The 23,797-nt window shown below is 50.7% G+C and carries 22 protein-coding genes; 16 read left to right on the plus strand and 6 right to left on the minus strand.

The features are described from left to right. Positions 1-73: 73 nt before the first annotated feature. Genes ABWH99_RS05105 through ABWH99_RS05115 form a run of 3 tightly spaced genes read right to left on the minus strand, consistent with a single transcriptional unit; the run spans position 74 to position 4,339 of the window. Entirely contained in the window at positions 74-325 is a 252-nt protein-coding gene (locus ABWH99_RS05105) for a hypothetical protein (RefSeq protein WP_375585219.1), read from the minus strand. Next, entirely contained in the window at positions 243-3,116 is a 2,874-nt protein-coding gene (locus tag ABWH99_RS05110; protein WP_375585220.1) for an AAA family ATPase, read from the minus strand. The genes ABWH99_RS05105 and ABWH99_RS05110 overlap by 83 nt, the downstream gene beginning before the upstream one ends. Beyond that, the gene (locus ABWH99_RS05115) at positions 3,113-4,339 is read right to left on the minus strand and encodes an exonuclease SbcCD subunit D (RefSeq protein ID WP_375585221.1); all 1,227 of its coding nucleotides are present in this window, start codon (positions 4,337-4,339) and stop codon (positions 3,113-3,115) included. Before ABWH99_RS05115 ends, ABWH99_RS05110 begins: the two co-directional genes overlap by 4 nt. A 168-nt stretch (positions 4,340-4,507) precedes the next feature. On the opposite strand from ABWH99_RS05115, the gene ABWH99_RS05120 reads away from it, so the two are divergent. From ABWH99_RS05120 to ABWH99_RS05190, 15 genes are all read left to right on the plus strand, one after another. Beyond that, positions 4,508-5,044, plus strand: coding sequence for a septal ring lytic transglycosylase RlpA family protein (locus ABWH99_RS05120; RefSeq protein WP_375585222.1), 537 nt, complete (start codon positions 4,508-4,510; stop codon positions 5,042-5,044). A 146-nt stretch (positions 5,045-5,190) separates the two neighbouring features. Continuing rightward, complete coding sequence (rsmA, locus tag ABWH99_RS05125; protein ID WP_375585223.1) at positions 5,191-5,973, plus strand: 16S rRNA (adenine(1518)-N(6)/adenine(1519)-N(6))-dimethyltransferase RsmA; 783 nt, start codon at positions 5,191-5,193, stop codon at positions 5,971-5,973. Then, positions 5,961-7,328 carry a magnesium transporter gene (mgtE, locus tag ABWH99_RS05130; RefSeq protein WP_375585224.1) on the plus strand — a complete coding sequence of 456 codons (1,368 nt, stop codon included), beginning with the start codon at positions 5,961-5,963 and terminating at the stop codon, positions 7,326-7,328. The genes rsmA and mgtE overlap by 13 nt, the downstream gene beginning before the upstream one ends. 7 nt (positions 7,329-7,335) lie before the next feature. Beyond that, a complete protein-coding gene (locus ABWH99_RS05135; protein WP_375585225.1) occupies positions 7,336-8,268 on the plus strand; it encodes a 2-hydroxyacid dehydrogenase in 933 nt (310 codons plus the stop codon). Between the two features lie 141 nt (positions 8,269-8,409). Next, positions 8,410-8,883 (plus strand): transcription elongation factor GreA, encoded by a 474-nt coding sequence (gene greA / locus ABWH99_RS05140; RefSeq protein ID WP_092173757.1) that lies wholly within the window; start codon positions 8,410-8,412, stop codon positions 8,881-8,883. A gap of 65 nt (positions 8,884-8,948) precedes the next feature. Continuing rightward, positions 8,949-9,350 carry an HIT family protein gene (locus tag ABWH99_RS05145; protein ID WP_375585226.1) on the plus strand — a complete coding sequence of 134 codons (402 nt, stop codon included), beginning with the start codon at positions 8,949-8,951 and terminating at the stop codon, positions 9,348-9,350. Beyond that, positions 9,337-10,335 (plus strand): ligase-associated DNA damage response exonuclease, encoded by a 999-nt coding sequence (locus tag ABWH99_RS05150; RefSeq protein ID WP_375585227.1) that lies wholly within the window; start codon positions 9,337-9,339, stop codon positions 10,333-10,335. Before ABWH99_RS05145 ends, ABWH99_RS05150 begins: the two co-directional genes overlap by 14 nt. Positions 10,336-10,413: 78 nt before the next feature. Next, positions 10,414-11,943: a glutamine-hydrolyzing GMP synthase gene (gene guaA, locus ABWH99_RS05155; RefSeq protein ID WP_375585228.1), complete on the plus strand. Its 1,530-nt coding sequence runs from the start codon at positions 10,414-10,416 to the stop codon at positions 11,941-11,943. 151 nt (positions 11,944-12,094) lie between these two features. Beyond that, positions 12,095-13,753 carry an ABC transporter substrate-binding protein gene (locus tag ABWH99_RS05160; protein ID WP_375585229.1) on the plus strand — a complete coding sequence of 553 codons (1,659 nt, stop codon included), beginning with the start codon at positions 12,095-12,097 and terminating at the stop codon, positions 13,751-13,753. Between the two features lie 6 nt (positions 13,754-13,759). Then, entirely contained in the window at positions 13,760-15,046 is a 1,287-nt protein-coding gene (gene hemL / locus ABWH99_RS05165; protein WP_375585230.1) for a glutamate-1-semialdehyde 2,1-aminomutase, read from the plus strand. A 113-nt stretch (positions 15,047-15,159) separates the two neighbouring features. After that, positions 15,160-16,062, plus strand: coding sequence for an NAD-dependent epimerase/dehydratase family protein (locus ABWH99_RS05170; RefSeq protein ID WP_375585231.1), 903 nt, complete (start codon positions 15,160-15,162; stop codon positions 16,060-16,062). A 115-nt stretch (positions 16,063-16,177) separates the two neighbouring features. Beyond that, positions 16,178-16,549, plus strand: a complete 372-nt coding sequence (locus ABWH99_RS05175; RefSeq protein ID WP_375585232.1) for a DUF6567 family protein — start codon at positions 16,178-16,180, stop codon at positions 16,547-16,549. A 212-nt stretch (positions 16,550-16,761) separates the two neighbouring features. Further along, positions 16,762-17,733, plus strand: a complete 972-nt coding sequence (locus tag ABWH99_RS05180) for a hypothetical protein (RefSeq protein WP_375585233.1) — start codon at positions 16,762-16,764, stop codon at positions 17,731-17,733. A 243-nt stretch (positions 17,734-17,976) separates the two neighbouring features. Further along, positions 17,977-19,050 carry a hypothetical protein gene (locus tag ABWH99_RS05185; protein WP_375585234.1) on the plus strand — a complete coding sequence of 358 codons (1,074 nt, stop codon included), beginning with the start codon at positions 17,977-17,979 and terminating at the stop codon, positions 19,048-19,050. 508 nt (positions 19,051-19,558) lie between these two features. Continuing rightward, positions 19,559-20,848 (plus strand): hypothetical protein, encoded by a 1,290-nt coding sequence (locus ABWH99_RS05190; RefSeq protein WP_375585235.1) that lies wholly within the window; start codon positions 19,559-19,561, stop codon positions 20,846-20,848. 165 nt (positions 20,849-21,013) lie between these two features. Here the strand turns inward: ABWH99_RS05190 and ABWH99_RS05195 are convergent, their stop codons facing one another. The 3 genes from ABWH99_RS05195 to ABWH99_RS05205 all read right to left on the minus strand — a co-directional run bounded on the left by ABWH99_RS05195 (position 21,014) and on the right by ABWH99_RS05205 (position 23,139). Further along, on the minus strand, positions 21,014-21,883 hold the full coding sequence (locus tag ABWH99_RS05195) for an SDR family oxidoreductase (protein WP_375585236.1): 870 nt from the start codon (positions 21,881-21,883) through the stop codon (positions 21,014-21,016). 364 nt (positions 21,884-22,247) lie between these two features. Then, entirely contained in the window at positions 22,248-22,457 is a 210-nt protein-coding gene (locus ABWH99_RS05200) for a hypothetical protein (RefSeq protein ID WP_375585237.1), read from the minus strand. After that, positions 22,450-23,139, minus strand: a complete 690-nt coding sequence (locus tag ABWH99_RS05205) for a hypothetical protein (RefSeq protein ID WP_375585238.1) — start codon at positions 23,137-23,139, stop codon at positions 22,450-22,452. Before ABWH99_RS05205 ends, ABWH99_RS05200 begins: the two co-directional genes overlap by 8 nt. 129 nt (positions 23,140-23,268) lie before the next feature. On the opposite strand from ABWH99_RS05205, the gene ABWH99_RS05210 reads away from it, so the two are divergent. After that, positions 23,269-23,718 (plus strand): helix-turn-helix domain-containing protein, encoded by a 450-nt coding sequence (locus tag ABWH99_RS05210; protein WP_154853577.1) that lies wholly within the window; start codon positions 23,269-23,271, stop codon positions 23,716-23,718. Positions 23,719-23,797: the final 79 nt, after the last annotated feature.

Below are 23,797 nucleotides of genomic sequence, written 5' to 3' on the forward strand. Positions count from 1 at the left end.
GAGCGTTTGCCGCTCGCCTTCCGCCAGTTGAAGCAACTTCTCCTTGCCAGGGGAAGGGTGGAGCGGTGTCTTGTCAACGAAAACTGTACCGCACCTGACTCCCTTTTTCAGGATCCAGTTCAATGGTGGCATGGACCGCGATTTCTTGTTGCAGTTCCTCTACATGGCTGATGATACCGACTATGCGGTTTTCGTGACGCAATGCTTTCAGCGTTTCAAACACTACCCGTAAGGATTGCCGGTCAAGCGCACCAAAGCCTTCGTCCAGGAAGAAAAAACTCTGGTCGGCCTGGTTCAGGGATTTGATTTTTTCTGCCAGTGCCAAAGCCAGACAGAGGGAGGCCTGGAAGGTTTGTCCCCCGGAAAGGGTTTTTAACAAACGTTTTTTGCCTCCATTGAGGTGGTCGGTAACCCAAAATGTACTTCGCATCGTCGATTTCCAGACTCAGGCTGTTTTTGGTCAGCTTGGAAAAACGAAGGTTGGCGGTATTGCAGAGTTCCTGCAGGTAAATACGACTCAGGTACTTGACAAATCCACTACCTTTGAATAGCTGGTCCAATTCTTTCAGGTAGGTAAGGCGGGTCTGCAGTTTATCCGCGCTCTGGCTGAGTTCAGCCTTGAGGGATAGTTTTTCCCGAATCTCGCTAAGGGACTGCGAGAGGAGTGTAAGCTGGTTTTTTAACCGATCCAGTGCATCTTTTGCCTCTGCATGCGTTGAGGAAAGGCGGTCGTAGGCTTCCTGCTGGAAGTCCACCACTTCCTCTATTTTCTCCAATTCGGCAATGCGCGAGGCCACCACCGAACAGTTTTGTTCGTATTCCCGGATCTGTTGATCCGTTTTTTCGGTATCCAGCTTGCTCGTGTAGAGTGCAGTTAGTTCTTCATTGTCTGAAAATCCGTATTCCTGTAGTAATTGCGCGTATTCTACTTTCAGGCTTTCCAGCTTTCGCTGGCAGGCTTCTTTTTTTTGTTCAAAATTATGGAGGTTAGCCAGGTTGGTGGCGGCTTTGCTTTGGGTATCGCGTAGTACTTTCTGTTTTCCATCCCATAGCTGGGCAGTCTCCAGTATGTCCTGCTGCACTTTTTCGATCGTTTCCTGAATGATACCGGAGGAGGTATTCAGGTAGGACCTAACAAAATCCCGGTCCGAGATTTCCTCTTCCTTTGCTTTCAGCCTGCTGCGAAGGCCAAATTGCCGTTGTTCCACTTCCCGGAATTGATTTTGATCTTCTTCAATTTCCTTTCCAAGCCGATCTTTTTGCTTTCGTAGCTCCCGTAGGTTTGTCAGGCGTGCGGCTTGTTGGCGCAGCCGTTCTTCGAGTTGCTCCCGTTGGACCTCCAGGCCTTCTGCTCCCTGGATCCCTTTAGCAGCCAGGTTTTGCAGCAGTTGGTCCAGGTGTGCCTGCACTTGCTCCAGTTCCTGCTGTGTACGCGCTACCTGTTCTCCCTGATGTTCCTGATTGGTTGTTAGTAGCAGGAGCTTTCTCGCCAGCACCCGTGTGTGCTCCAATTCTTCCAGGGAGTTCTGCAGCGATTCCTGAACGCGTGTCAGTGCTTGGTCGCCGGCAGGACTGGCCGACAGCGGGGAGGGGTGCTCTCGTGAGCCACACAACGGACAGGCTTCTCCTTCCTTCAAGGCATGGGCATGGGACTGCAGGGCTTTTTTTGCGATCAGCTCGTCTTTTTTCTGCTCCAGAACTTTTATGGCCTCTTTTTGGGCATCCATCCATTCGTCCATGCCGGCATGCGCAGCGGGCTGGAGGGCCTGGGTTGCGTCAATCTCCCGGGCAATCTCCTTTGCTTCTGTCTGTAGCGTTTCCAGCCGCGCCTGCAGGGATTTTTTTTGGGCCAGGAGGGTCCTCCATTCCTTGCTTTCCTGTTGAAGTGCTGCCAGCTCCTGATGCCCGTCAGCGATTTCGAGGGATTCGGCTTCCTGCTCCATTTTTTCCAGGGCTTCCTGCTCCGAAAGGAATTTTAGCTGCGAAGCTTCCAGCCGGGGTTTCAGGGAGTTGAGGGTTTCCCGAAGCGTGCGGAGTTGCTGGTTCAGGCCCTGAATTTCCAATACTTTCTGCAGGTCCCGGATTTTTGCCTCGCGTTGTGGGCGTTGGTTAACTTTGTTTTTGAGTTCCGTTTCCTGTTGTTGCAAGGTTTCGATCTCCGTTTTGTACCGTTCCTTGAACCGGGTGCAGTTGATGGTTCCGACAGTGGCCTCTTCCAGGGCGAGTGCTTCTTCGGATATTTTTTCCCATACGGGGAACAGATAGGTTTTAGCCCGTAAAAAATTCGTAAGTTCCTGTTTCTTTTTTTCGATTTCCGGACGTTTTTCTTCGAGTACTTCCCAGGTTTTTCGTGATTGGGTAAGTTCCCGATGTTTTTCCCGGTACCGGTCCATTTCCTGCAGGTGTCGGGCCGATTTATCAAAGGCGTTTTCCTTTTCTCTGACCAGCTGCTCCAGTGTTTTGGCTTCTTTTTCTGCTTCTACCAGTTTTTCCGGAGAGAAGGTTTCCAAGGCTTCCAAACGGGTTTCGAGTTTGATCATTTCCTCTTTGGACTTTTTGAACAGCATGCCCGTTTTCGCGGAAAGATCAAATCGTTCCAGGCCGAACAACTCCTTCATCATGGAGGCCCGGGGTCCGGGGGTCAGGTCGATAAATTCTCGGAATTTTCCCTGGGGAATGATCACCGTTTGTTTAAAGTGCTCTTTTTTCATGCCGAGGATGGCTTCTGCCTTTTCCTGGATGGGAACCCATTCGCCTTCATCGTAGCGGTAGAAGTGGTGTTCGGCCGTACGTATTTCGTCAAAATTTTTGGGGTTACGTTTGACGCGATACCGAGCGAGGAAGCGGTTTTGGTTGTTTTTCCCTGCCCGAAACTCAAAACCGATCAGCAGGGACTCGCTCTGAAGATTGATCATGCTGTTTTTTTCGCCTTTATCGGAGAGCCGCTCCGTACTGCCGTACAAGGCAAGGAGAATGGCTTCCAATAGGGAAGATTTTCCGCTGCCTACCGCCCCGAATATGCCAAAGAGCCCGGCAGCTGTCAGGGAGGAAAAGTCAATCGTTTGGGGTTCTTTGTAGGAATAGAGCCCCTGCAGGGTAAGTTTTTCGGGGATCATGAGGCGTCAGGTTGGGAGATCACTTCGTTGAAAATGCCCAGTAACTCTTCGTTGGGAGGCTGTCCTTTTTCACTCTGGTAGTACATCCGGAAAAGGCTGTCCATGTCCCGTTCCAGGTCCTGTACCTGCAGTTGCTGTGTGCCGGACCGTTCCTTGGACTGGATCAGGGGGATGAGGTTGATGATGCCGTCGTGGGCATTCATCAGACTACGCCGCGTTGCTGCGTCAATGGAGTGCGTGGTTTGGAAGGTAAGCTCCACAAAACAATCCGGATGGGTTTCCAGCCATTCCAGGGCAGGGGGGAGGGCATCAAAGGTTTTTCTTTCCAATGTACGGCCCTGATAGAGGGGTAAGGGTTGGTAGTGAACGGGTTTACCGGGGACCGCTTCCACGAGCACCACCTGTTTGCTCTGCCCCGCTTCACTGAAGGAATAGGCCAGTGGAGAGCCTACATAGACTGCCGGGACGGGCTCGTTGCTGCAGGCATGGTAGCGGTGCAGGTGGCCCAGGGCTGCGTATTGTATCTGGGCAGGAAGTTGGGAGGTATACAGCGCTTGCGCACCACCCACGTGGAGAATGGGGCGTTCACTTTCGGGTTCCGGCTCGGGTTTTTCTCCCTCTTTGACAAAAAAGAAGTGTCCCAGAAAAAGGTTGACCCCCTGCTCGTCACAGTACCGATCGGCGATATCCTGCCACCTGTCCGCCAGTACTTTTCGCAGTTCTGCTTCCCGGTCGGCTTCGCCCAAATACGTACGCAGGAGCAATTCGTTGGCGTAAGGGGCCAGAATGATCCGGACGGGAAAATCGTAGCGAGGCAATTTGAGGGAGACAAAGCCATTGTCCGAGAACAGTACTTCCGAGCCGTTCTCCAGTTTTCCCGTAGGAATTACCGAATCGTACCGGCTGTAAAAGAAGATTCCCAGTTCTCTGGCCAGTGGGTCGGGGGCCTCAATAAACTGCGTGCTGTCGTGGTTTCCGGAAATGACCACGATGGGACGATCGCCGTTTTTGGAAAGTTTCCGAAGGGTTTTGTAAAGAAGTTCTACCGCTTCGTGACTGGGGTTAAACGTATCGAAGACATCTCCTGCGAGCAGCACCAGGTCTACTTCGTGCCGATCTGCCAGGTCGGTGATTTCTTCCAGCACCAATTTCTGCTCTTCCAGGCGGGACACGTCCTGAAGTCTTTTTCCCAAATGCCAATCTGCCGTGTGTAAGAGTTTCATGGGCGGTATACCAAATGCTAAAAGTTTAATTGATGCTTAAATTTACTTCAAACTCCGAGCAGGGCAAAGGCTATTTGCCAAAATTTACAGCCAGCGGTTCAGGTTTATTTAGCAAAAATCCATTTATTTGATTGGAATTTGACGGGTGTCGAGATTGTTTTACCTGGAATGAATGCGATGGATGGTGCAATGAAAGTGTTGGTGGTGGCCTTGTTGGCTGCCTTTGGGCCGCTTGTGGAGTCGAGGGCTCAGTCTCCCTTTACCGCTCCCGACTCCCTGTTACTAATCCAGGAAGGGATAGCCAGTTTTTACGCCGAGAGGTTTCACCAGCGAATGACAGCAAACGGTGAGATTTTTGATATGTGGCAATTCACTGCCGCCCACAAGCACCTGCCTTTTGGTACCCTGGTGAAAGTGACGAACACAAAGAATGGCTATCAGGCCATCGTTCGGATCAACGATCGCCTTCCCAAGTCATCCACGCGCATCATTGATTTGTCCAAGGGCGTGGCCACCCACCTGGACATGATAAACGACGGGATCGTGCCGGTGCGTTTGGAATTGCTCAGTCACCAGGCAATCGACTGGGTGCGGGAGCAGTACCGGGAGGTGCCAAAAGATATTCGGTTACGAAGCTATTTTTTTGATGTTGCGTACAAGAAAGATAGGGAATCGATCAAAAAACCAATCAGACAATTTCCGTAACCTGGGCAGTAGGCGACCGTATTTGGTGACGCATCCTTTTCGTCCGGAAGGCCGGCAGCGATCCGTACAGATTGGATGGGTGCATGGTCGTTACAGATTATTGTTTTACTTTTGTTGACTCCAATTCCTGCGTATTACCGTCTATTATGAGCAAAGTAAGAGCCAAAAAGCACCTCGGACAACACTTCCTCTGCGATCTGCAGGTGGCCGAACGAATCGCGTGCTCGCTTACCGGATTTGGAGATACCCGTAACGTGTTGGAAATAGGTCCCGGCATGGGGGTTTTGACGGATTATTTGCTCGAAAAGCCCTGGGAATTGACCCTGATCGAGATCGATTCCGAATCGGTCAGCTACCTGCGGGAAAAATATGCGGGGCGGGCGCTTACCATTTTGGAGGGGGATTATCTGGCTGGCAAGTACCGGGAATTGTACAAGGCACCTTACGCCATCATTGGAAATTTCCCCTACAATATTTCCAGTCAAATTTTTTTTAAGGTGCTCGAAGAGCGGGATCGGGTGATGGAAGTAGTAGGCATGCTGCAAAAAGAGGTAGCCGAACGAATTACTTCCCCAAAGGGCAATAAAACCTACGGGATTTTGAGTGTATTGCTGCAGGCATTTTATGTGGCAGAGTATTTGTTCACGGTACCTCCGGATGTCTTTGATCCACCACCCAAGGTAAACAGTGCCGTCATTCGTCTGAAAAGGAATTCGGTACAGGAGCTTCCCTGTAACGAAAAGTTGTTTTTCAGGTTGGTGAAACAGGCATTTCACACCCGCAGAAAAACCCTGCGAAACGCGCTGAAGCCCATGGGCCTCTCCGAAGCATTCAAATCCATGGAACTATTGGATTTGCGGGCAGAACAATTGGGTGTGGACGATTTTGTTTATTTAACTCAAAAACTGGAATCATCTTGGAAGCAATAAAGTCATTTGAACTCTCCAAGGAATACTTGGAAATGCTTCGGGAAAGTATCGAAGAAGCACACATCCCGTTTATTCAGGAGTCCATGCAGGAAGCCAATAAGGCGGACATTGCCTCCTTGCTGGACGAGTTGGACATGGAGGAGGCGCTCTTTGTGTTGCGGGCATTGGATCCGGATTTTTCGGCGGATATCCTGATCGAACTGGACGAAGATTCCCAATACAAGGTGATTACCGCCATGCCGCCGGAAGAGCTGGCTACCCTGATTGATCACATGGATTCAGACGATGCGGTGGACGTGCTGAATCAATTGGTGGTAAACGACCGGGAAGCCGTCATTAGCCACCTGGAGCAGAAGGAAAAGTCACTGTATATCATTGAGCTGCTGCGCTACGACGAGGACAGCGCCGGTGGATTGATGGCCAAGGAAATCATTAAAGCCAACCTCAACTGGACGGTAGTACAGACCATCGAAGAAATTCGCAGGCAGGCAGAAAACGTGGAAAAGATTTTTTCGATTTACGTGGTGGATAACAAGGAAAAGCTGCTCGGAAGAGTGGCCTTAAAAAAGCTGATCCTGGCGGCATCCGATACCCGGGTCGCGGACCTCTACGAAGACAATATCATCTCCGTTCCCACGTACATGGAAGGGGAAGAGGTAGCAGAGATCATGCGAAAATACGACTTGGAAGCGGTGCCGGTAGTGAATGTGAAAAACAAACTGGTGGGACGGATTACCGTAGACGACATTCTTGACCTCATTCGGGAGCAGGCAGATGAGGACATTCAGGCCATGACGGGGTTTTCGGACGACGTGGAGGAGTCCGACTCTGTGTACCGCCTTTCCCGGGCTCGGTTGCCCTGGCTGTTTATCGGAATGGTAGGAGGACTTATCGGGGCGGGATTCATTGGTTTTTTTGAAGAGGGCCTGAGTGCCGTTACGGCTCTTGCTTTTTTTATTCCACTGATTACCGCTACCGGGGGAAACGTGGGGATTCAGTCCTCTACGTTGGTGGTGCAGAGTCTGGCGAACAAGTCGGTTTTTGAGGACAGCCTGACCAAACGTTTTTTCAAGGTATTGCTGGTTGCGGTATTCAATGGATTGGTATTGGCAGGCTTTGTTTTGCTTACCGTGGTTTTTCTTTACGGACAGGAGACCAAATTTGGGCTCGTGGTAGCCATTGCCTTGTTTAGTGTGGTCCTGCTCGCTTCGTTTATGGGCACGCTCACGCCCATCGTGCTGGATAAATTGGGCATCAATCCGGCCATGGCCTCGGGTCCGTTTATTACCACCGCCAACGATTTGCTGGGCCTTGGCGTATATTTTGCAGTGGCGACCTTACTATTGAACCTATAATTGACACATGAGAATATTGATCATCGACCAAATGCACGAGTGCATTGTGCCTTTGCTAGAGGAGAAAGGGCATCGGGTAGATTACCGGCCGGAGATAGACCGGGAAGAGATCCTGGCTGTTTTAGCCCGCTACGAAGGACTGATCATTCGGTCCAAAACCCCCATTGACGCGGAATTATTGCGTACAGCACCCCAACTCCGATTTGTGGCAAGGGCAGGCGCTGGGCTTGATAACATCGATCTGGCCTACCTGGAAGCAAATGGGATTGCCCTTCACCACGCAGCAGAGGGTAACCGTGACGCGGTGGCCGAACATGCCCTGGGTATGCTGCTGGCCTTGTTCAATCACTACCAGCAATCCGATCAACAGGTGCGAAGGGGCATTTGGGACCGGGAGGGCAATCGGGGGGAGGAATTGTGTGGCAAGACCGTGGGCATCTTTGGATACGGCAATATGGGCTCGGCATTCGCGCAACGCCTTCGGGGCTTTGGGGTAGAAATCCTCGCTTATGACAAGTACAAAACCGGTTTTGGCGATTCCTGGGTTTCGGAATGCAGCTTCGAAACCCTCCAGGAGAAAGCCGATGTCTTGAGCATCCACGTGCCGCTTACGCCCGATACCCGGTATTTTTTCAGCCAGGAAGTGCTGGCAGGTTTTCGCAAACCCTTCTATTTGATCAATACGGCCCGTGGAGAAGTAATTCGGTTGGACACCCTGAACGAGGCCCTGGCGAACGGTCAATTGAGAGGAGCCGTCCTGGACGTATTGGAGAAGGAAAAGCTCGAGGCCTTGACCGCGAGCGAGCGGCTTTCTTTTAATGCCCTCACCCAGCGAACCAATGTTCTTTTTTCGCCCCATGTAGCGGGCTGGACCCGGGAGTCTTACCGTAAAATCAACCAGGTCCTGGTCGCCAAGATTGCCGGGCAATGGGAGGGCTGACCCCCCAATAATTAGCCCTTGAAATTGTAAAATAAGAATTCTTATTTTATCTTTGTTGATACGAAATACAGGAAGCATATGGAAACGGTCTCAAGATTGAGACCGTTATTTTATTTATTATCAGGCCATTAATTAGTTGCTATGGGAAACATACAATATTACACGGAAGAAGGATTGAAGAAGCTCAAGGACGAACTTCATCAATTGAAAACGAAAGGCAGATCGGACATTGCCAGACAGATTGCCGAGGCTCGGGACAAAGGAGACTTGAGTGAAAATGCGGAATACGACGCCGCCAAAGATGCTCAGGGTCATTTGGAATTAAAAATCGCCAAACTGGAAAATGTGCTGGGCAATGCACGGGTTTTGGACAACTCCAAATTGGACACCTCCAAAGTGGGTATCCTGTGTACCGTAAAAATCAAGAACGTAAAAAACGGCATGACCGTGACGTACACCTTGGTTTCGGAAGAAGAAGCCGATCTGAAAGCCAATAAAATCTCACTGGCCTCTCCTTTTGGAAAAGGGCTGATGGGCAAAAAGGTGGGGGAAGTCGCAGAGATACAGGCGCCCGCCGGCAAGCTCGAATTTGAGATTCTGGACATCAGTTATTAACTTTCATCCCGATTGCGTAGCATCGGGATTTTTTGTTTCAAGTCAACGAATTAATTGCCTGCAACATGCCTTCCGTATTTACCAAAATAATCCATCGGGAAATCCCCGGTCACATCGTCGCCGAAGACGATCAGCACATTGCCTTTCTGGACATCATGCCGCTGGTCAAAGGACACGTATTGGTCGTGCCAAAAAAAGAAGTGGATTACCTGTACGACCTGGACGATGCCTTGTATACCAGTCTCCACCTGTTTGCAAAAAAAGTAGCCAAAGCCCAGGAACGTGTGATCTCCTGTACCCGCATCGGCGTGGCCGTAATCGGCCTGGAAGTCCCCCACGTGCACATCCACCTGGTGCCCTTGCACTCCATGGATGATATCAATTTCAGCCGCCCCAAGCTGAAACTTTCCACGGAGGAATTGGCCGATATTGCCGAAAAGATAAAAGCAGCAGTTGATAACGCTTGACGACAAAGGCATTTATTGCCCACGGGCCGACTTGTACATCGACCCCTGGAAACCCGTGCGAAATGCGGTAGTTACCCATGCCCATGCGGATCATGCGCGCTGGGGAATGTCCCGATACCTGGCCCACGATCAGTCCCGGGAGGTATTGAAACTCCGCCTGGGAAGCCAGATCGAACTGGACACCCTGCCCTATGGAAAAGCACAATCGATCAACGGTGTCCGGATTTCTCTGCATCCCGCGGGCCACATACCCGGATCAGCTCAGGTACGGCTGGAGTACCGGGGAGAAGTCACGGTGATCAGCGGCGATTACAAGACAGAAGCCGATGGCTTAAGCACGGCATTCGAGCCGGTTCCCTGCCATACCTTTGTTTCGGAATGCACCTTTGGCCTGCCGGTGTACCGATGGGAACCTCAGGAAACTATTTTCCGTGCGCTCAACAGGTGGTGGGCGACTAATTCCAAAGAAAACCGTTGTTCCGTAGTTTTTGCCTATTCCCTGGGTAAAGCCCAACGGGTGCTTCAGCACCTGGACACCGGTATAGGTCCTGTATTTGTTCACGGAGCGATCTGGAACACCAACCAGGCACTTGCAGCAGATGGCTTTGTCCTTCCGCCTGCAGAAAAATTTACCACAACGGTACCCAAGACGGTTCGCGGGCAGGCCTTGGTGCTGGCCCCACCCTCGGCAGCCGGCAGTCCCTGGATGAAGCAGTTTGCTCCGTACCGTACGGCCATTTGTTCGGGTTGGATGAACATACGCGGAGCGCGCCGACGGCGGGCGGTGGATGCGGGCTTCGTGCTTTCCGACCATGCCGATTGGCCCGGATTGAATCAGGCCATCGAAGCCACCGGTGCAGAAAGGGTTTTGATGACCCACGGATTCAACGATGTATTCGCTCGTTACTTGCAGGAAAAAGGATTGGATGCCAGTGCCTTGCAAACACTTTTCACAGGGGAATCCCCGGATGCCGAAGATACCTAAGGCTCCGGAACCGCTCAGTAACGGACGAAAATCCCTCGTTTTGTTTCGGGATTTGGCAGGGGCTGATTACCTTTGCGCATGGCAGAACAGATTTTAATCCTAGATTTTGGTTCACAGTACACACAGCTTATCGCCAGGCGAGTCAGGGAGTTGGACGTGTATTGCGAGATTCACCCCTACAACAATGTCCCCCCACTCAGTTCCGATATCAAGGGTGTCATCCTGTCCGGTAGCCCCTGTTCTGTCCGCGACCAGGGTTCTCCGGATCTGGATTTGACGATTTTCAGAGGCAATATTCCGGTATTGGGGGTGTGCTACGGAGCACAACTAATGGCTCAAAAATACGGTGGAAACGTGACCCCCTCTGAAATACGTGAGTACGGGCGCGCAAACCTGTCGCACCTGGATACCCATGCGGCACTATTCAAGGAAATGACTCACGGCTCACAGGTTTGGATGTCTCACGGAGATACCATTAAAGAATTGCCGGAAGGCTTTGATATCATTGCCAGTACGCCTTCGGTGAGGATTGCGGCCTACAAGGTGCAGGGCGAAGAAACCTACGGCATCCAGTTCCACCCGGAGGTGACCCATTCGACGGAAGGGAAAAATCTATTAAGAAATTTTGTGGTGCAGATTTGCGGCTGCTCACAGGATTGGACCTCCGATGTTTTTATCGATATCACCGTAGCGGAGCTGAAAGAAACCATAGGTTCCGATCGGGTGGTGATGGGTCTTTCGGGAGGCGTGGATTCCTCCGTAGCCGCCACCCTGATCCACCGGGCCATTGGCGATCAACTCACCTGTGTATTTGTGGATAACGGACTCTTGCGAAAAAATGAATTTGAGGAAGTGCTGGATTCCTACAAGGACATGGGACTGAACGTCATTGGAGTCAATGCCCGAAAGCAATTTTATGAAGCCCTTCGGGGCATTTCCGATCCCGAAGGAAAGCGCAAGGCCATCGGTCGGACGTTCATTGAGATTTTTGACGAAGAGGCCCACAAAATCCAGGAAGTGAAGTGGTTGGGACAGGGCACGATTTACCCCGATGTGATCGAGTCCGTCTCCGTCAACGGCCCCTCGGCAACCATCAAGTCCCACCACAACGTGGGCGGATTGCCGGATTTTATGAAACTAAAAGTGGTAGAACCCCTCAAAACGCTGTTTAAGGATGGGGTTCGGGAAGTGGGAAGAGCATTGGATATTCCCGATGCGATCATTGGCCGGCACCCCTTTCCTGGTCCAGGTCTCGGGATCCGGATCCTGGGTGACGTTACGCCGGAAAAGGTGCAAACGCTGCAGGAAGTCGATCACATTTTCATTCAGGGACTCAAAGATGCAGGCTTGTACGATCAGGTTTGGCAGGCCGGGGCAATTTTACTCCCCATACAGTCCGTGGGCGTCATGGGTGACGAACGTACCTACGAGCGGGTGATCGCTCTTCGGGCGGTATCCTCCATCGATGGCATGACGGCGGACTGGATTCATCTCCCGTATGATTTTCTTGGCAAAGTATCCAACGACATCATCAATAAAGTAAAAGGGGTCAACCGGGTGGTGTACGATATCAGTTCCAAGCCACCGGCAACCATTGAATGGGAATAAGTGGCCCGAACGATCGTCAAAGGAAGATATCCGGTTTTTTTAGGGAAAATTGCCTCAAAAACTGTTAAATTCGAGTCCGTGTGATTAAAATGGTTTTTTTGCAAAATCAGGTATGAAGTTTGACCCTCCTGTAAGTAAACAATCCCCATCTATGAGAGTATCCTTGTTAGTTGCCTGTCTCCTCTTTCCGTTGGTCGGCCTGATCGCTCAGGAAGATACCACCAATTACCAGCGGGCCAAACGACTCATCGCTCAGGGAACCCATGAAGAAGCCATGGAGCTTCTCCGGCCTTACCTGGACGAGGAACGTTACAGCAAACTTTCCGGATATGCCAGGTATCATTTTGCCCGGGCAGCCTATGGGAACCGGCAGTACGAATTGGCTAGAAACGTGTTGAACCAGCTACTCGAACCCGGTGCATGGGAGCCCGCAGACGAGGCCCGTTACCTGCTGGCACTGACCCACTTTCAGTTGTCTGCCCCTTCTGAGGCCTTAGGGCTCGTGGATGCCATTCGCGACGAAGCCCTGCGACGGGAAGCCTACGAGGCCAGCTATGAGTTTCTAAAGGTGAGTGCTACGAGTTTACTCCTGCTGCAATACGAGGCGTACCCCGAAAACCTTGGTTTGGTGATGGCGCTCAAGGAAAAATTGGAATCCCAGGGTTCCCTTTCCAGCGGCGATCAGCGGATTTACCAGCAGATCAGAAATTCCGCTTACACCGGGATGGGGGAAGGAGACAAAATAGCTACGGACAATGTATTGGATGTGGCGGTGGTATTGCCCTTTAATTATGACGGGGGGTCCGGAGTCAGTTCCCTTCAGAAAAATAATTTCGTTTTCCAATTGTATCAGGGGATTCGGCTGGCCCTTGAAAAGGCAAGGGCCGAGGGAGTAGCCATAAATTTCCGAACCTTCGATACCGAACGCAGTACTGAAAAAGTAAGCCAAATCCTGAGAGATCCCTTTCTCAAGAAAGCCGATGTGATCCTGGGACCCCTTTACCCGGATGAAACAGCCGAAGTGGCGTCTTTCGCTCAAATTTACGAAATTCCACAAATCAATCCCCTTTCGAACATCGACGATAACATCCGGGAATTCGGGTATTCTTACCTGTTTCGGCCGTCTGTGCAGGCGCTCAGCCAAAGGGTGATTGATTATTGTCGCAGGTTTGAGGGTAACCGCATCGCCCTCGCCTATTCGGGCGTCAGCCGGGACGAGCAATTGGCAGGAATTTTCACGGAGATGGCCAGAAGGAGCGGCCTGGAGGTGGTGAAAAGCCAAAAGCTGAGTACCCGGGAGACCCGAGGTTTTTTCGAGAGCCTGGGCCTGGGAAACGAAGAGGAAACCTCTGTGGACGTTATGGTGATTTTTTCTGATGACCCGAATATTGCTTCACCCACATTTGCCTTGGTGGAATCCCTGGAATCCGGCATACCCGTGGTGGTCATGGAAAGTTGGTTGTATTTCAATTTCGCCAACTACGAAATGATGGAGTCCCAGAATTTTCATTTTGTGGGAAACAATACCGTGGATTTCAATGACGAAAAGCTTACGGAGTTCCGGGAAGCATTCCTGGAAGAATTTAAAGAATATCCCTCCTCCTTTGTGTACCTGGGCTACGAGTTGGCCGCTCTGGTTGCACAGGTGGTCAACGCCGACCAAGGATTTGATTTCCGGAAAAACCTTGACCGGAGGGGCTTTCAGGAGGGCAATTTGACATTTGGGTTTGATTTCTCAAATGTGCGGTACAACGATTACATACCCATGCTGCGGCTGGAAGAGGGGGTATTGACCATTGAAGAAGAATAAAAGCCGATGAGTACAGAAAAAAGCAAACGCCTTTTCGAACAAGCAAAACAATCCATTCCAGGCGGGGTAAATTCCCCTGTCAGGGCCTTCAAGGCAGTGGGAGGCAATCCCTTGTTTATCGCCAGAGCCGAGGGCCCCTATATTTTTGACGAGGACGGAAACCGATACATAGAATTAATCAACAGCTGGGGCCCCATGGTCCTCGGACACAACCACCCCGAAGTAAAAGAGGCGGTGATCAAAGCCATGGAAGGAGGGACCTCCTTTGGTGCGCCCACCGCCCGCGAGGTAGAAATTGCCGAGTTGATTGCAAGCATGGTACCCTCGGTCGAGAAGGTCCGCATGGTCAATAGCGGTACCGAGGCGACCATGTCAGCCATCCGACTGGCCCGCGGCTATACCGGTAAAGAGAAATTTATCAAGTTCGAGGGCAACTACCACGGACATGGAGACAGTTTTTTGATTTCCGCTGGCTCGGGAGCCATTACGATGGGGAATCCCGATTCTCCCGGAGTGACCAAAGGAACTGCCCGGGACACCTTGTTGGCACCCTACAACGACCTGGAGAAGGTAAAACTGCTGGTAGAGGCCAACAAAGATGAAATTGCCGCCATGATTCTGGAGCCCGTAGCCGGCAATATGGGATGCGTCTTACCCGAACCTGGATTTCTGGAAGGGTTGAGAAAAATATGTGACGAAGAGGGCATCGTGTTGATTTTCGACGAAGTGATGACTGGCTTTCGGCTGGCACCAGGGGGCGCACAAGAACTGTTGGGAGTCATTCCGGACATGACCACGTTGGGAAAAATCATCGGAGGAGGCATGCCTGTCGGAGCCTATGGGGGGCGCAAGGAAATCATGGATTTTGTTTCTCCGCAGGGACCGGTGTACCAGGCTGGGACCCTTTCGGGAAATCCCATCGCCATGGCTGCCGGAATGGCCATGCTACAGCATCTCAAGCACCATCCTGCCGTTTATACCCGGCTGAAGACCATCGGCGAAACCCTGGTGAACGGCATTCATGCCAGTTTGGATCGCCTGGGGCTTCCCTATACCACCAATGCCATCGGAAGCATGTACAGCCTGTTTTTTACCGAACGCAAGGTAAAGGACTTTGGAGATGCGCAGACCTGTGATACGACCTTATTTGGACGGTATTTTAACGCCATGTTGAAACAAGGTATCTACCTGGCGCCTTCCCAGTACGAAAGCCTGTTTTTATCCACTGCCCTGGAGCAAGAGCACCTGGATCAACTACTGGATGCCAATGAAACCGCTTTGAGGAGCCTGTAGGAGAAAAGTCTTTCGATTTAAATCAACGGTTGCAGATGGAAAATAAGGCTACGGAGGCCACAGCAGACATTTATTTTCCCTTGAACTGGACTGAACAGTAACCCGAACATCCTATGACTAAAAAACGAATTTTCTTTACCGGAGGATCCGGAAAAGCGGGCAAACACGTAGTCCCCTACCTACTTGATCAGGGGTATCGGGTGATGAACGTGGACCTCAAACCCTTGGATCACCCCGGGGTGGATAACCTGATCGCCGACATCACCGATTCCGGACAAATGTTCAATGCCATGAGTTCCTATGCCGGCCTGGATGAGTTGGAGCCGGGAAATGGGGTGCCGAAATTTGATGCAGTCGTACACTTTGCGGCAGTGCCCCGGATCCTGATCAATCCGGATAATGAAACCTTTCGGGTCAACACCATGGGCACCTATCATGTCATCGAAGCGGCCGTGAAGCTGGGCATTCGAAAGATCATTATTGCTTCCTCTGAGACCACCTATGGGGTTTGTTTTTCCGATGGTCCTACCGATCCCCATTCCCTGCCCCTTGAAGAAGATTACGATGTGGACCCCATGGATAGTTACGGGCTATCCAAGGTGGTGAATGAGAAAACGGCCCGGGCTTTCCAGCGAAGGTCGGGTGCGGATATCTACGCCTTACGGATAGGAAACGTGATCGAGCCCCACGAGTACCAGGAGCTGTTTCCGTACTATTTCAAGCATCCCGAGGTGCGGCGTCGAAATGCCTTTTGCTACATTGATGCCCGTGACCTGGGACAGATAGTGGATTTATGTGTGCAAAAAGATGGGCTGGGCTACCAGGTATTTAACGCGGGTAACGACCACAATGGGGCAATCATTCCCAGCAAGGAATTGGCCGAACGTTTCTTTCCGGGGGTGCCGGTTACAAGAGACCTGGACGAACACGAAGCCTTGTTCTCGAACCGAAAAATTCGCGAAGTTTTGGGGTTCAAAGAACAACACAATTGGCGGAAATACGTGAGAGTAGAGTAGTAGGTGGCGGCTGGTCCCGCTATCCTCAGCCATGTAAATTAATTGAAACCACGGGCCAATTCCAACAAACCGTACGTTTGTCGAATGGGCCTGCCAACGAAAACTACCATTCCTTATGAAAAGAATCAGAAACGCTGTATTTGGCCTGGCACTCCTCTTCGGATTGGGCTCCTGCGGAGTCAATCAGGCCTGGATACTCAATCAGAATCAAAACAACACCCAGGTAAACCTTGGAAGTAATAATTTTCAGGTGTTAGGCCAGGTAAAGGGTGCGGCCGAGGTGGATTATATCCTTATTTTTGGAGGAAAGAACCGCAGGAGTTTGTTCAACGAAGCGTATTCGGCCATGATCGAAGAGGCTGACCTGACTTCCGGTTCGCGCACACTTACCAACATCCTTACCGAAGAACACATCGGCGGAATTCCACCGTTTTATTATAAACGAACCATTACCGTAAGCGGTACCGTGGTGGAATTTACCCGGTGACCGAGCCGACATCCTACCAAAGAAGAATAAACAAGCGCAAGGGCAGCCGGTAACCCCTGCGCTTTTTTATTCCCGGTCCCGGAATTTTTTCGGTATTTTTTTCTATCTTGATTTTGAAAGTACCGAAGGCTGCCTGCTCTGGCAGGAGAGCCGTAGGTACAGGCAACCAAAACACCTGTTTTTCGGTCGTTTGCGATGCGACCCCTTGGCCTATGGCAGCAGCCCCGAACTCATACGAAAGCTTCGCGCATACCTGGATTCCTTTTTTTCAGGAACTGGTTTGGCCGATCACCCTGCTGCTTGTTTTGTTCCTTTTTAGAAAATACATTCCCCGGTTGTTGGACCGAACTACCAAAGTTGGCATTTTGGGCGTCGAGTTGGCCTTTGAAACGGCAAAAGAGTTCTCCTCTACCTGGACCAATGATTACGTCGGAGACATTCGAACCGGAGTAAAATCCGACGACTTTTCCAGCGGTGTGATGGATTTGATGGAGCAATTCAGTAAAGAAGGCAGCTACGACTATGCGAGCATTGACCTCTACGGAGGGAAGGCCTGGCTTACGTCGCGCCTGTACATTTTCTCCACGATTTTGTCAAAAGCAAGGGGGATTCACTACTGGGTATTCGTCGATTCCCACGACTCGATACACAAAAAATTTATTGGCTACATCGACTCCAGAAGTCTGAGATTGCAGTTGTCGGATCGGTTTCCGGAACTGTCCCGGGCCTATACGGAGGCCTTATTGGAGGTTTGCCCGGAAGGAGATACCTGTTTAAAGCAGGCGGATTCCTGGAAGATTACCCAACTGGTGCAGCATTTTTTAAAAGGCATTCAGAAAGAATATGCCCAACAAGCAGGGCCTGGCGTGGACCCGCATGCAGCACAGGAAACAGAAAAAGGATGGGTGCTCCTGAAAGACCAGACGACGCTGGAAAAGGCCCGATTTCTGGATATCAACGAACTGAGAGAGATCTGCGGAGAGTGGATACGGACGGATGCCCTTCGAAGTGTGGAAACTGCCTCAAAGGAATACCTGGCAGAAAAAATACTCCTTAGTAACGAGCAACTCATTCCCCAGCTTGACTCCGAAAATCGGGTGTTGGGAATGGTGGACATGGTCCAGAGTAAACAAGCGTTGCTAAAAAAGGGAGCGCTGGGCTGGCAGCGGTCGATCAGCCAGTAGGATTAGGGATTCTGTATCCTCGGCTCAAGCCTGCCGAAACATCCGGTTTCAAGCCAGCAGGGAATACCTCGGAACGACGGAATCAACGGGTTTGGGATGCATCATTTGTTTGGGCAGTCAATCGGGAAAATCGGGCGGTTTTGGTGGGAAAGGATGGAGAAGAGAAAGGAAAATTATTGTCTCCGGGCGATTTGCTACGCAGATAGGAGTCAAATGCAGTCCCGGGCAGGAACAGTCAAACCGATGAAAAGAAGCTTATTTATACTCCTACTCCTTGTGTTTTTAAGCAACTGCTCGGCGGACGAACAGAAGCTTGGCCAGGCCAGGGACTTTGCCATGGGGTTTACTTCCTGGAGTTTTGGTCCCCGGGAACAAGACGTAGATGACACGTATTCGTTTATTGCAGAGAACGCAGATATTTATGCCGAACACCTGGATACCGCGATTCCCTGGACTGCCTGGATAAACGAGCAGCCGCTGCCGGTGGCATTTACAAACGAAATTTCGGGACGGGTAGCCAGGAAAATTACCGGAAAGCAACTGTTACTTTCCGTCAGCTTATTGAATACGAACAGAGCAGAACTTGCCGCTGATTATAGCGGCGAGCCGCCCAATTACAGCAGCCTGGATGATGCTGCAATCAGAGAGGCCTATTACAAACACATCCGCTACTTGGTAGGCGAGTTTCATCCAGATTACTTGGTTATAGCCATCGAAGTCAATGAACTGAAGCTACGGTCCCCGGAAAAATGGGAAGCCTACAAAAACCTGATCACGGATGTACGATCCAGAATCAGGCAATCGCATCCTGACCTGAAGATATCGGAATCCGTTTCCCTGCACAACCTTTACGAAGCGAACGTTTCTGATCCTCAAACCCACGTGGAGGACATCATGACCCATGTAAACAAAAATGACTTTGTGGCGGTCAGCTTTTACCCATTCTTGAAAAATCTTCGCGCAAAGAACGACTTTCAGCGGGCCCTGGGATTTTTACACAAGCAGGCGATTCGCCCCATAGCGCTGGTGGAAACCGCGCACCTGGCAGAAAACCTGACCATTCCAGCCCTTGAGGTATCCATCGAGGGAAACGAAAACGAGCAAGGTATTTACCTGGAAACAATCCTTGAAAACGCCAGAACCCACGGCTACGAATTCATTATCTGGTGGGCGCATCGTGATTTTGATGCACTGTGGGAAACCTTTCCCGACGAGGTCAGGGATATCGGACAGCTCTGGAGAGACACGGGTCTTATTGATGAAACTGGAGAGGAACGAAGGGCCTTTTCTGTGTGGAAAAATAACTTTCTTAACTAGCGTTGGGCATGCAATACATCGAGTCGGTTTTCGACCTTCGTATCGGCATCGGTGACGCATTCCTGGATGGCTCACGTTCTGAATAAAAACGGAGAAGAAGCGGGTCTGCTTGTTAAAAAATAGCCCGCTGGGGGTTAGGTCTTGCAGGAAGGAGCAGGTCTTCGGAAGGTACAGTAAGCGGCAGGCGCTGGGAAAAAAAAGTGTTGGAAAGGCGGCAATTGGTATACGAAATGGTTACATTTAGTACCGACAAGAACGGATGCAGCGCATGTGCAACCAACCCGCTTGCCGAAGCATCGCTTCCTGATCGGGTTCGTCCTTGTAAGAAGCGAATATCATGGCAAAACCGACCGCTGAGGGAAAGCGAGCACATTCTTATGCCAGGGAAAGGTTGTTGAACGAATGTCCCGGGAAACTTTCAGGAAAGACTGAATGAGGCGGCAGATAGGAGTCCGTAAAGCCCTTTGGCAATCAGCGATTTTGTTACCAAAAGTAAATAATCCACGGGATGTATAAACTATTAATGCTTGCCTTTTCTGCGGGTTTTTCCTGCCATGCTGCCGCCCAAACGTACGAAGGGAAATACCTCGAGGCGAATTATGACGAATCCAAGGTACCGGACTACGCGCTTCCCGCACTACTTACCTCCTTTCATGCTACGAAAATAAAAACGATTGAAGAATGGGAAAGAATCAGAAGACCGGAAATCGTTGACTTTTTTGCGCAAAATATGTTCGGGGAAGTGCCCACAGCTCCCAGCCCTATCAAAAAATCGTTCCAGCTAATCGCCGAGGACGAAACCATTTTTGATGGCTTGTGTACCAGAAAAGAGGTGCGAATAACCTTTGAAAATGAAAAGGGAGCGGTTTCCATGCCGCTGGTTCTTTTTGTTCCCAGGCAAGCGACTGAGAAAGTTCCGGTCATCCTTCTGGCAACCGGTACTGACATCAGGCGAACCGGGCTAAAGCTAAACGATTCCCAGCGGTATGGGGAAACAGCAAACGGAATTCCGCTCCATCAGTTGATGAAGCGCGGAATCGGGGTCGCGACGATCGACTATCAGGCATTTGGAATGGATCCGGGAGATAGGGAAGGAAAAGTAAGCGGAGGAATTTCAGAGCTGTTTTTTGAAGAAGGGCAGCAGTTTACAAAGGAAAATGAGTGGGGAATGATTGCCATCTGGGCCTATGCCTTGCGTGCCGGCATGGACTATTTGGAGACAGATACAGACGTAAACGGAGAGCAGGTGGCCACACTGGGCTCCTCCATCGGTGGCAAAGTGGCACTTTGGGCTGCAGTCACGGACAGGCGATTTGGCATGGCGCTTTTGGCAACCGCCGGCCACGGAGCCGATGCAATCTGGCGCCGTGAATACGGCGAAACCTTACAAAATATGTGCAATCACCTGCCTACCTGGCTTTGCAGAAATGCAGCAAAATACGCGAATGATGTACACGCCTTGCCTTTGGACCAACACGCATTATTAGCTGCAATGGCACCGCGTCCCTTTTACGTTAGTAATGCGCAACACGATTTGTGGGCGGATCAGAAAGGTCAATGGATGGGTACGTACCATGCAGCCCCTGCCTACCGGCTTTACAGCAAAAATGTGGCATTTGCTTCTGAAAAACAACCGGCAATTAACCAACCCATTGTCAAAAGTACGATCGGGTACCACATTCGCTCAGGTGTTCATGGACTTGAATTGTACGATTGGGAACAGTACATGAAATTCATGGAATATCATTTTCTGAAAAGGGAACCCAGGACGGTGGAAGAAGTGTACCATCCGGATTGAACTAGGGAGAAGAGAAAACGGGGAGCCGAATTTCGCCGGCTAGTTTTAGCGCTTCGGTAGGCGTGTAAAACGGCGGCTTGCCCACCCATTTTTACTCTTGGAAATAAAAAAAATCACAAGAGCCGAAGCCCTTGTGATCGGGGAAATGCAGGGACCGACGACCGGTCAGGCAGAGGCTCCACCAAGGATGGCGTCCAATTGCATTTCTTTAAGCACCTGGTCCTGAAGGGGCTGTGTCAATTCATTGATTTTATCCACCCCCCAGGTGATTCCTACCACGGTACGGGTAGGGCGTTTGCCAAAAGGCATTTCTGCCAGTGTTAAATAGGCGTCCACCACCCACTGGGGGTCGGGTGCCGCTTCGCTCTGCAGCAGTTGTGTAAAGGTTTCACCCATCGCCGCAGGAACACCGGCAAGTTCTCCATAGGTTTCCAACACGCCTTCGTGGTCCGGAGCCTGACCTGAAGCCAATAATCCTGTTCCAAAGGGGCCGGGTTCGACCAGCACCACATCGATCCCAAAGGGCGAAACCTCGTACCGCAGGGCTTGGGAATACCCTTCCAGGGCGTGTTTGGTAGCGGTATAGGTTCCGAAAAACGGCGGAGACATCCGACCTACCAGTGAGGAGGTATTGATAACTAAGCCCGAACCTGCCTTACGCGTTGTGGGAAGTACCGCTTGCATGGTTCTGATCGCTCCGAAATAATTGGTCTCCATCTGGAAACGAGCCTGAGCCACACTAAATGCCTCGGTAATGCCGAGATACATGATGCCGGCATTGTTGAGCAAGACATCGATCGTGTCTGTTGCCGAGAGGATGTTTTCCATGGCCAACTGTACGGACATTTCCTCCGCCACGTCCATATCCACCACATGGATGCGGGAGGAATGGGCTAAGAGTTCGGATTTTTTTGCCGCGTTTTTCCCATCTGGGTTTCGCATGGTAGCAAATACCTGATAGCCCTTATCGGCAAAATCCTTTGCGGCTTGTAAGCCAAAGCCATTACTGCTACCGGTGATGATGATTGTCTTCATTTGTATGGTTTTATTGGTTAAAATGTGATGAGGTACCAACCTGGGTACACGCCGGATAATTGAGAACGGTAAGGGCCCCGAAAACCAAGTGCAAGCCCCGAGGGGCGGTAAGCTCCAGACCCATGCCATAAATTGCCCCTAGGGCAACCGCCACAAAGCCCCCGGCCCTTCGGTCTTGCTTGCCTTTTGTTTCTGCGGTCTATCCTGCTTGGACTCCTACGCCCCAAAAAAGGCAATACCCGGTTCGTAATCCATCGGGCCTTCCTTGGGAACAGCAGGTCAATTTCGTGTAGCCTGAGGGGAAGAATGGACAAGATCCGACCTACCGTTGAAACCTGCAGATCGGTCCTTGTCTTTCTCTGTTCTACTGGTCAAATCCGAACATTCCATTGCTGTGAGCCAAACCTTCGGTGGGTATTTCCTGAATGATATCCCAATGCTCGACGACCTTCCCGTCTTTCGCCCGAAACAAGTCATAAAACACCTGCGTTTTTCCACTCCACTCACCTTCGCTTACGGTTAGTACAAAATTCCCCTCTCCTAACACCTTGTGTATTTTCGTGTATTTAAACATGTTGTTTTGCGAGGTAAGGTATTTCCACGGCCGCTACGATACCCGTCAATCCATCTTTAATCCCCGGATTGTGCTGGTCGTATTGCTCGGCACTGATGTACTGGGTGATGTTTCCCGGGTTTTTACCCATCAGCACATCTTCAATCAATGCCACGGCCAATGCCTTATTCGTCTCGGTTTTATCCAGGTCTTCTACGGTGGTTGGGCCATCTGTTTGGGTCCGTCCGCTTGCCGTTTCTTTCACCACCGGGGTCATGGCATCCCAATGTTCGGCCACCTTTCCCCCTTCATCTAAACGGATGATATCAAAGGACACCATCTCCTCCGCCCCGAAAGGCGCCGCGTTTCGCCAGATATTGTGCATAAATACATACTGTCCATCCTGAAACATCCGAATGTTTTCAGCGGTTGTTCCGTGTTCCTGCAATACGGGCAGCATTCCGATAAAGGGTGCCAAGCCGGTCGGGATAAATGGGTTGTGCTGGATGTAATCCGCATTGGCCAGTTGATGCATGGTTGTGGTGTCACCTGTCAAAACAGCACCCAAGAAAGTGCCTACAATCTCTTTGTTAGTCATGGTTGAAGTAGTTATGGAATCGTCCTCGCTGATCGATTTGGATGGATTGCTGCCGCAGGAAGCGAGGATACCTGACAGCAGCAGTACGCCGATTGCCTTTTTCATTGATTTTGTGCGTTAATAATTAATTATTACTTTTGTTTCGCAAGCAAAAGTAGAATATAACTTTCAAAATGCAAGCAATAAATCAAATTAATTTCATTTTGCAAGTATTATTTGGTAACTCCCTTCCCCATGCGACAGGAATTCAGATGCAATTGTCCCTTTACTTCCGCCCTTGATGTTTTAGGGGATAAGTGGATATTGGTGATTGTAAAACAAATGCTCATCGAGGGCAAAGAGACGTTTAAGGACTTCACGGAAAGTGAAGAAGCCATCGCTACCAATATTCTTTCGGCCAAGCTGAAAATCCTGGAAGAATTGGGTATCGTTACCAAGGCGAAACGCCCGAATAACAAAAAGACCAATCTCTATTTGCTGACCGATAAGGGATTGGCATTGACTCCCATCCTGGTAGCGCTAGCTACCTGGAGTGATAGTCACCTGCGGGATATTCACCCGAACATTGTCGAGGGAGAGTCAATGCAGCAGCTGCGGAACGATGGCGCTGCCTTTGCACGGGCGCTGGAGAAAAAGTACCGGGAAAAGCTGGCTGCTACCCTGTATGAAGGTAAAAGCGGATGAAAAGGGAAACGGACGAACTGTGAACAAAAGCACATAATCTTGCAATCAGCGACTTCCTTTTCCGGATAGTGTGTATAAT

The sequence above is a fragment of the Cyclobacterium xiamenense genome, assembly GCF_042140265.1.
In the GTDB taxonomy this organism is placed as follows: domain Bacteria; phylum Bacteroidota; class Bacteroidia; order Cytophagales; family Cyclobacteriaceae; genus Cyclobacterium; species Cyclobacterium xiamenense_A.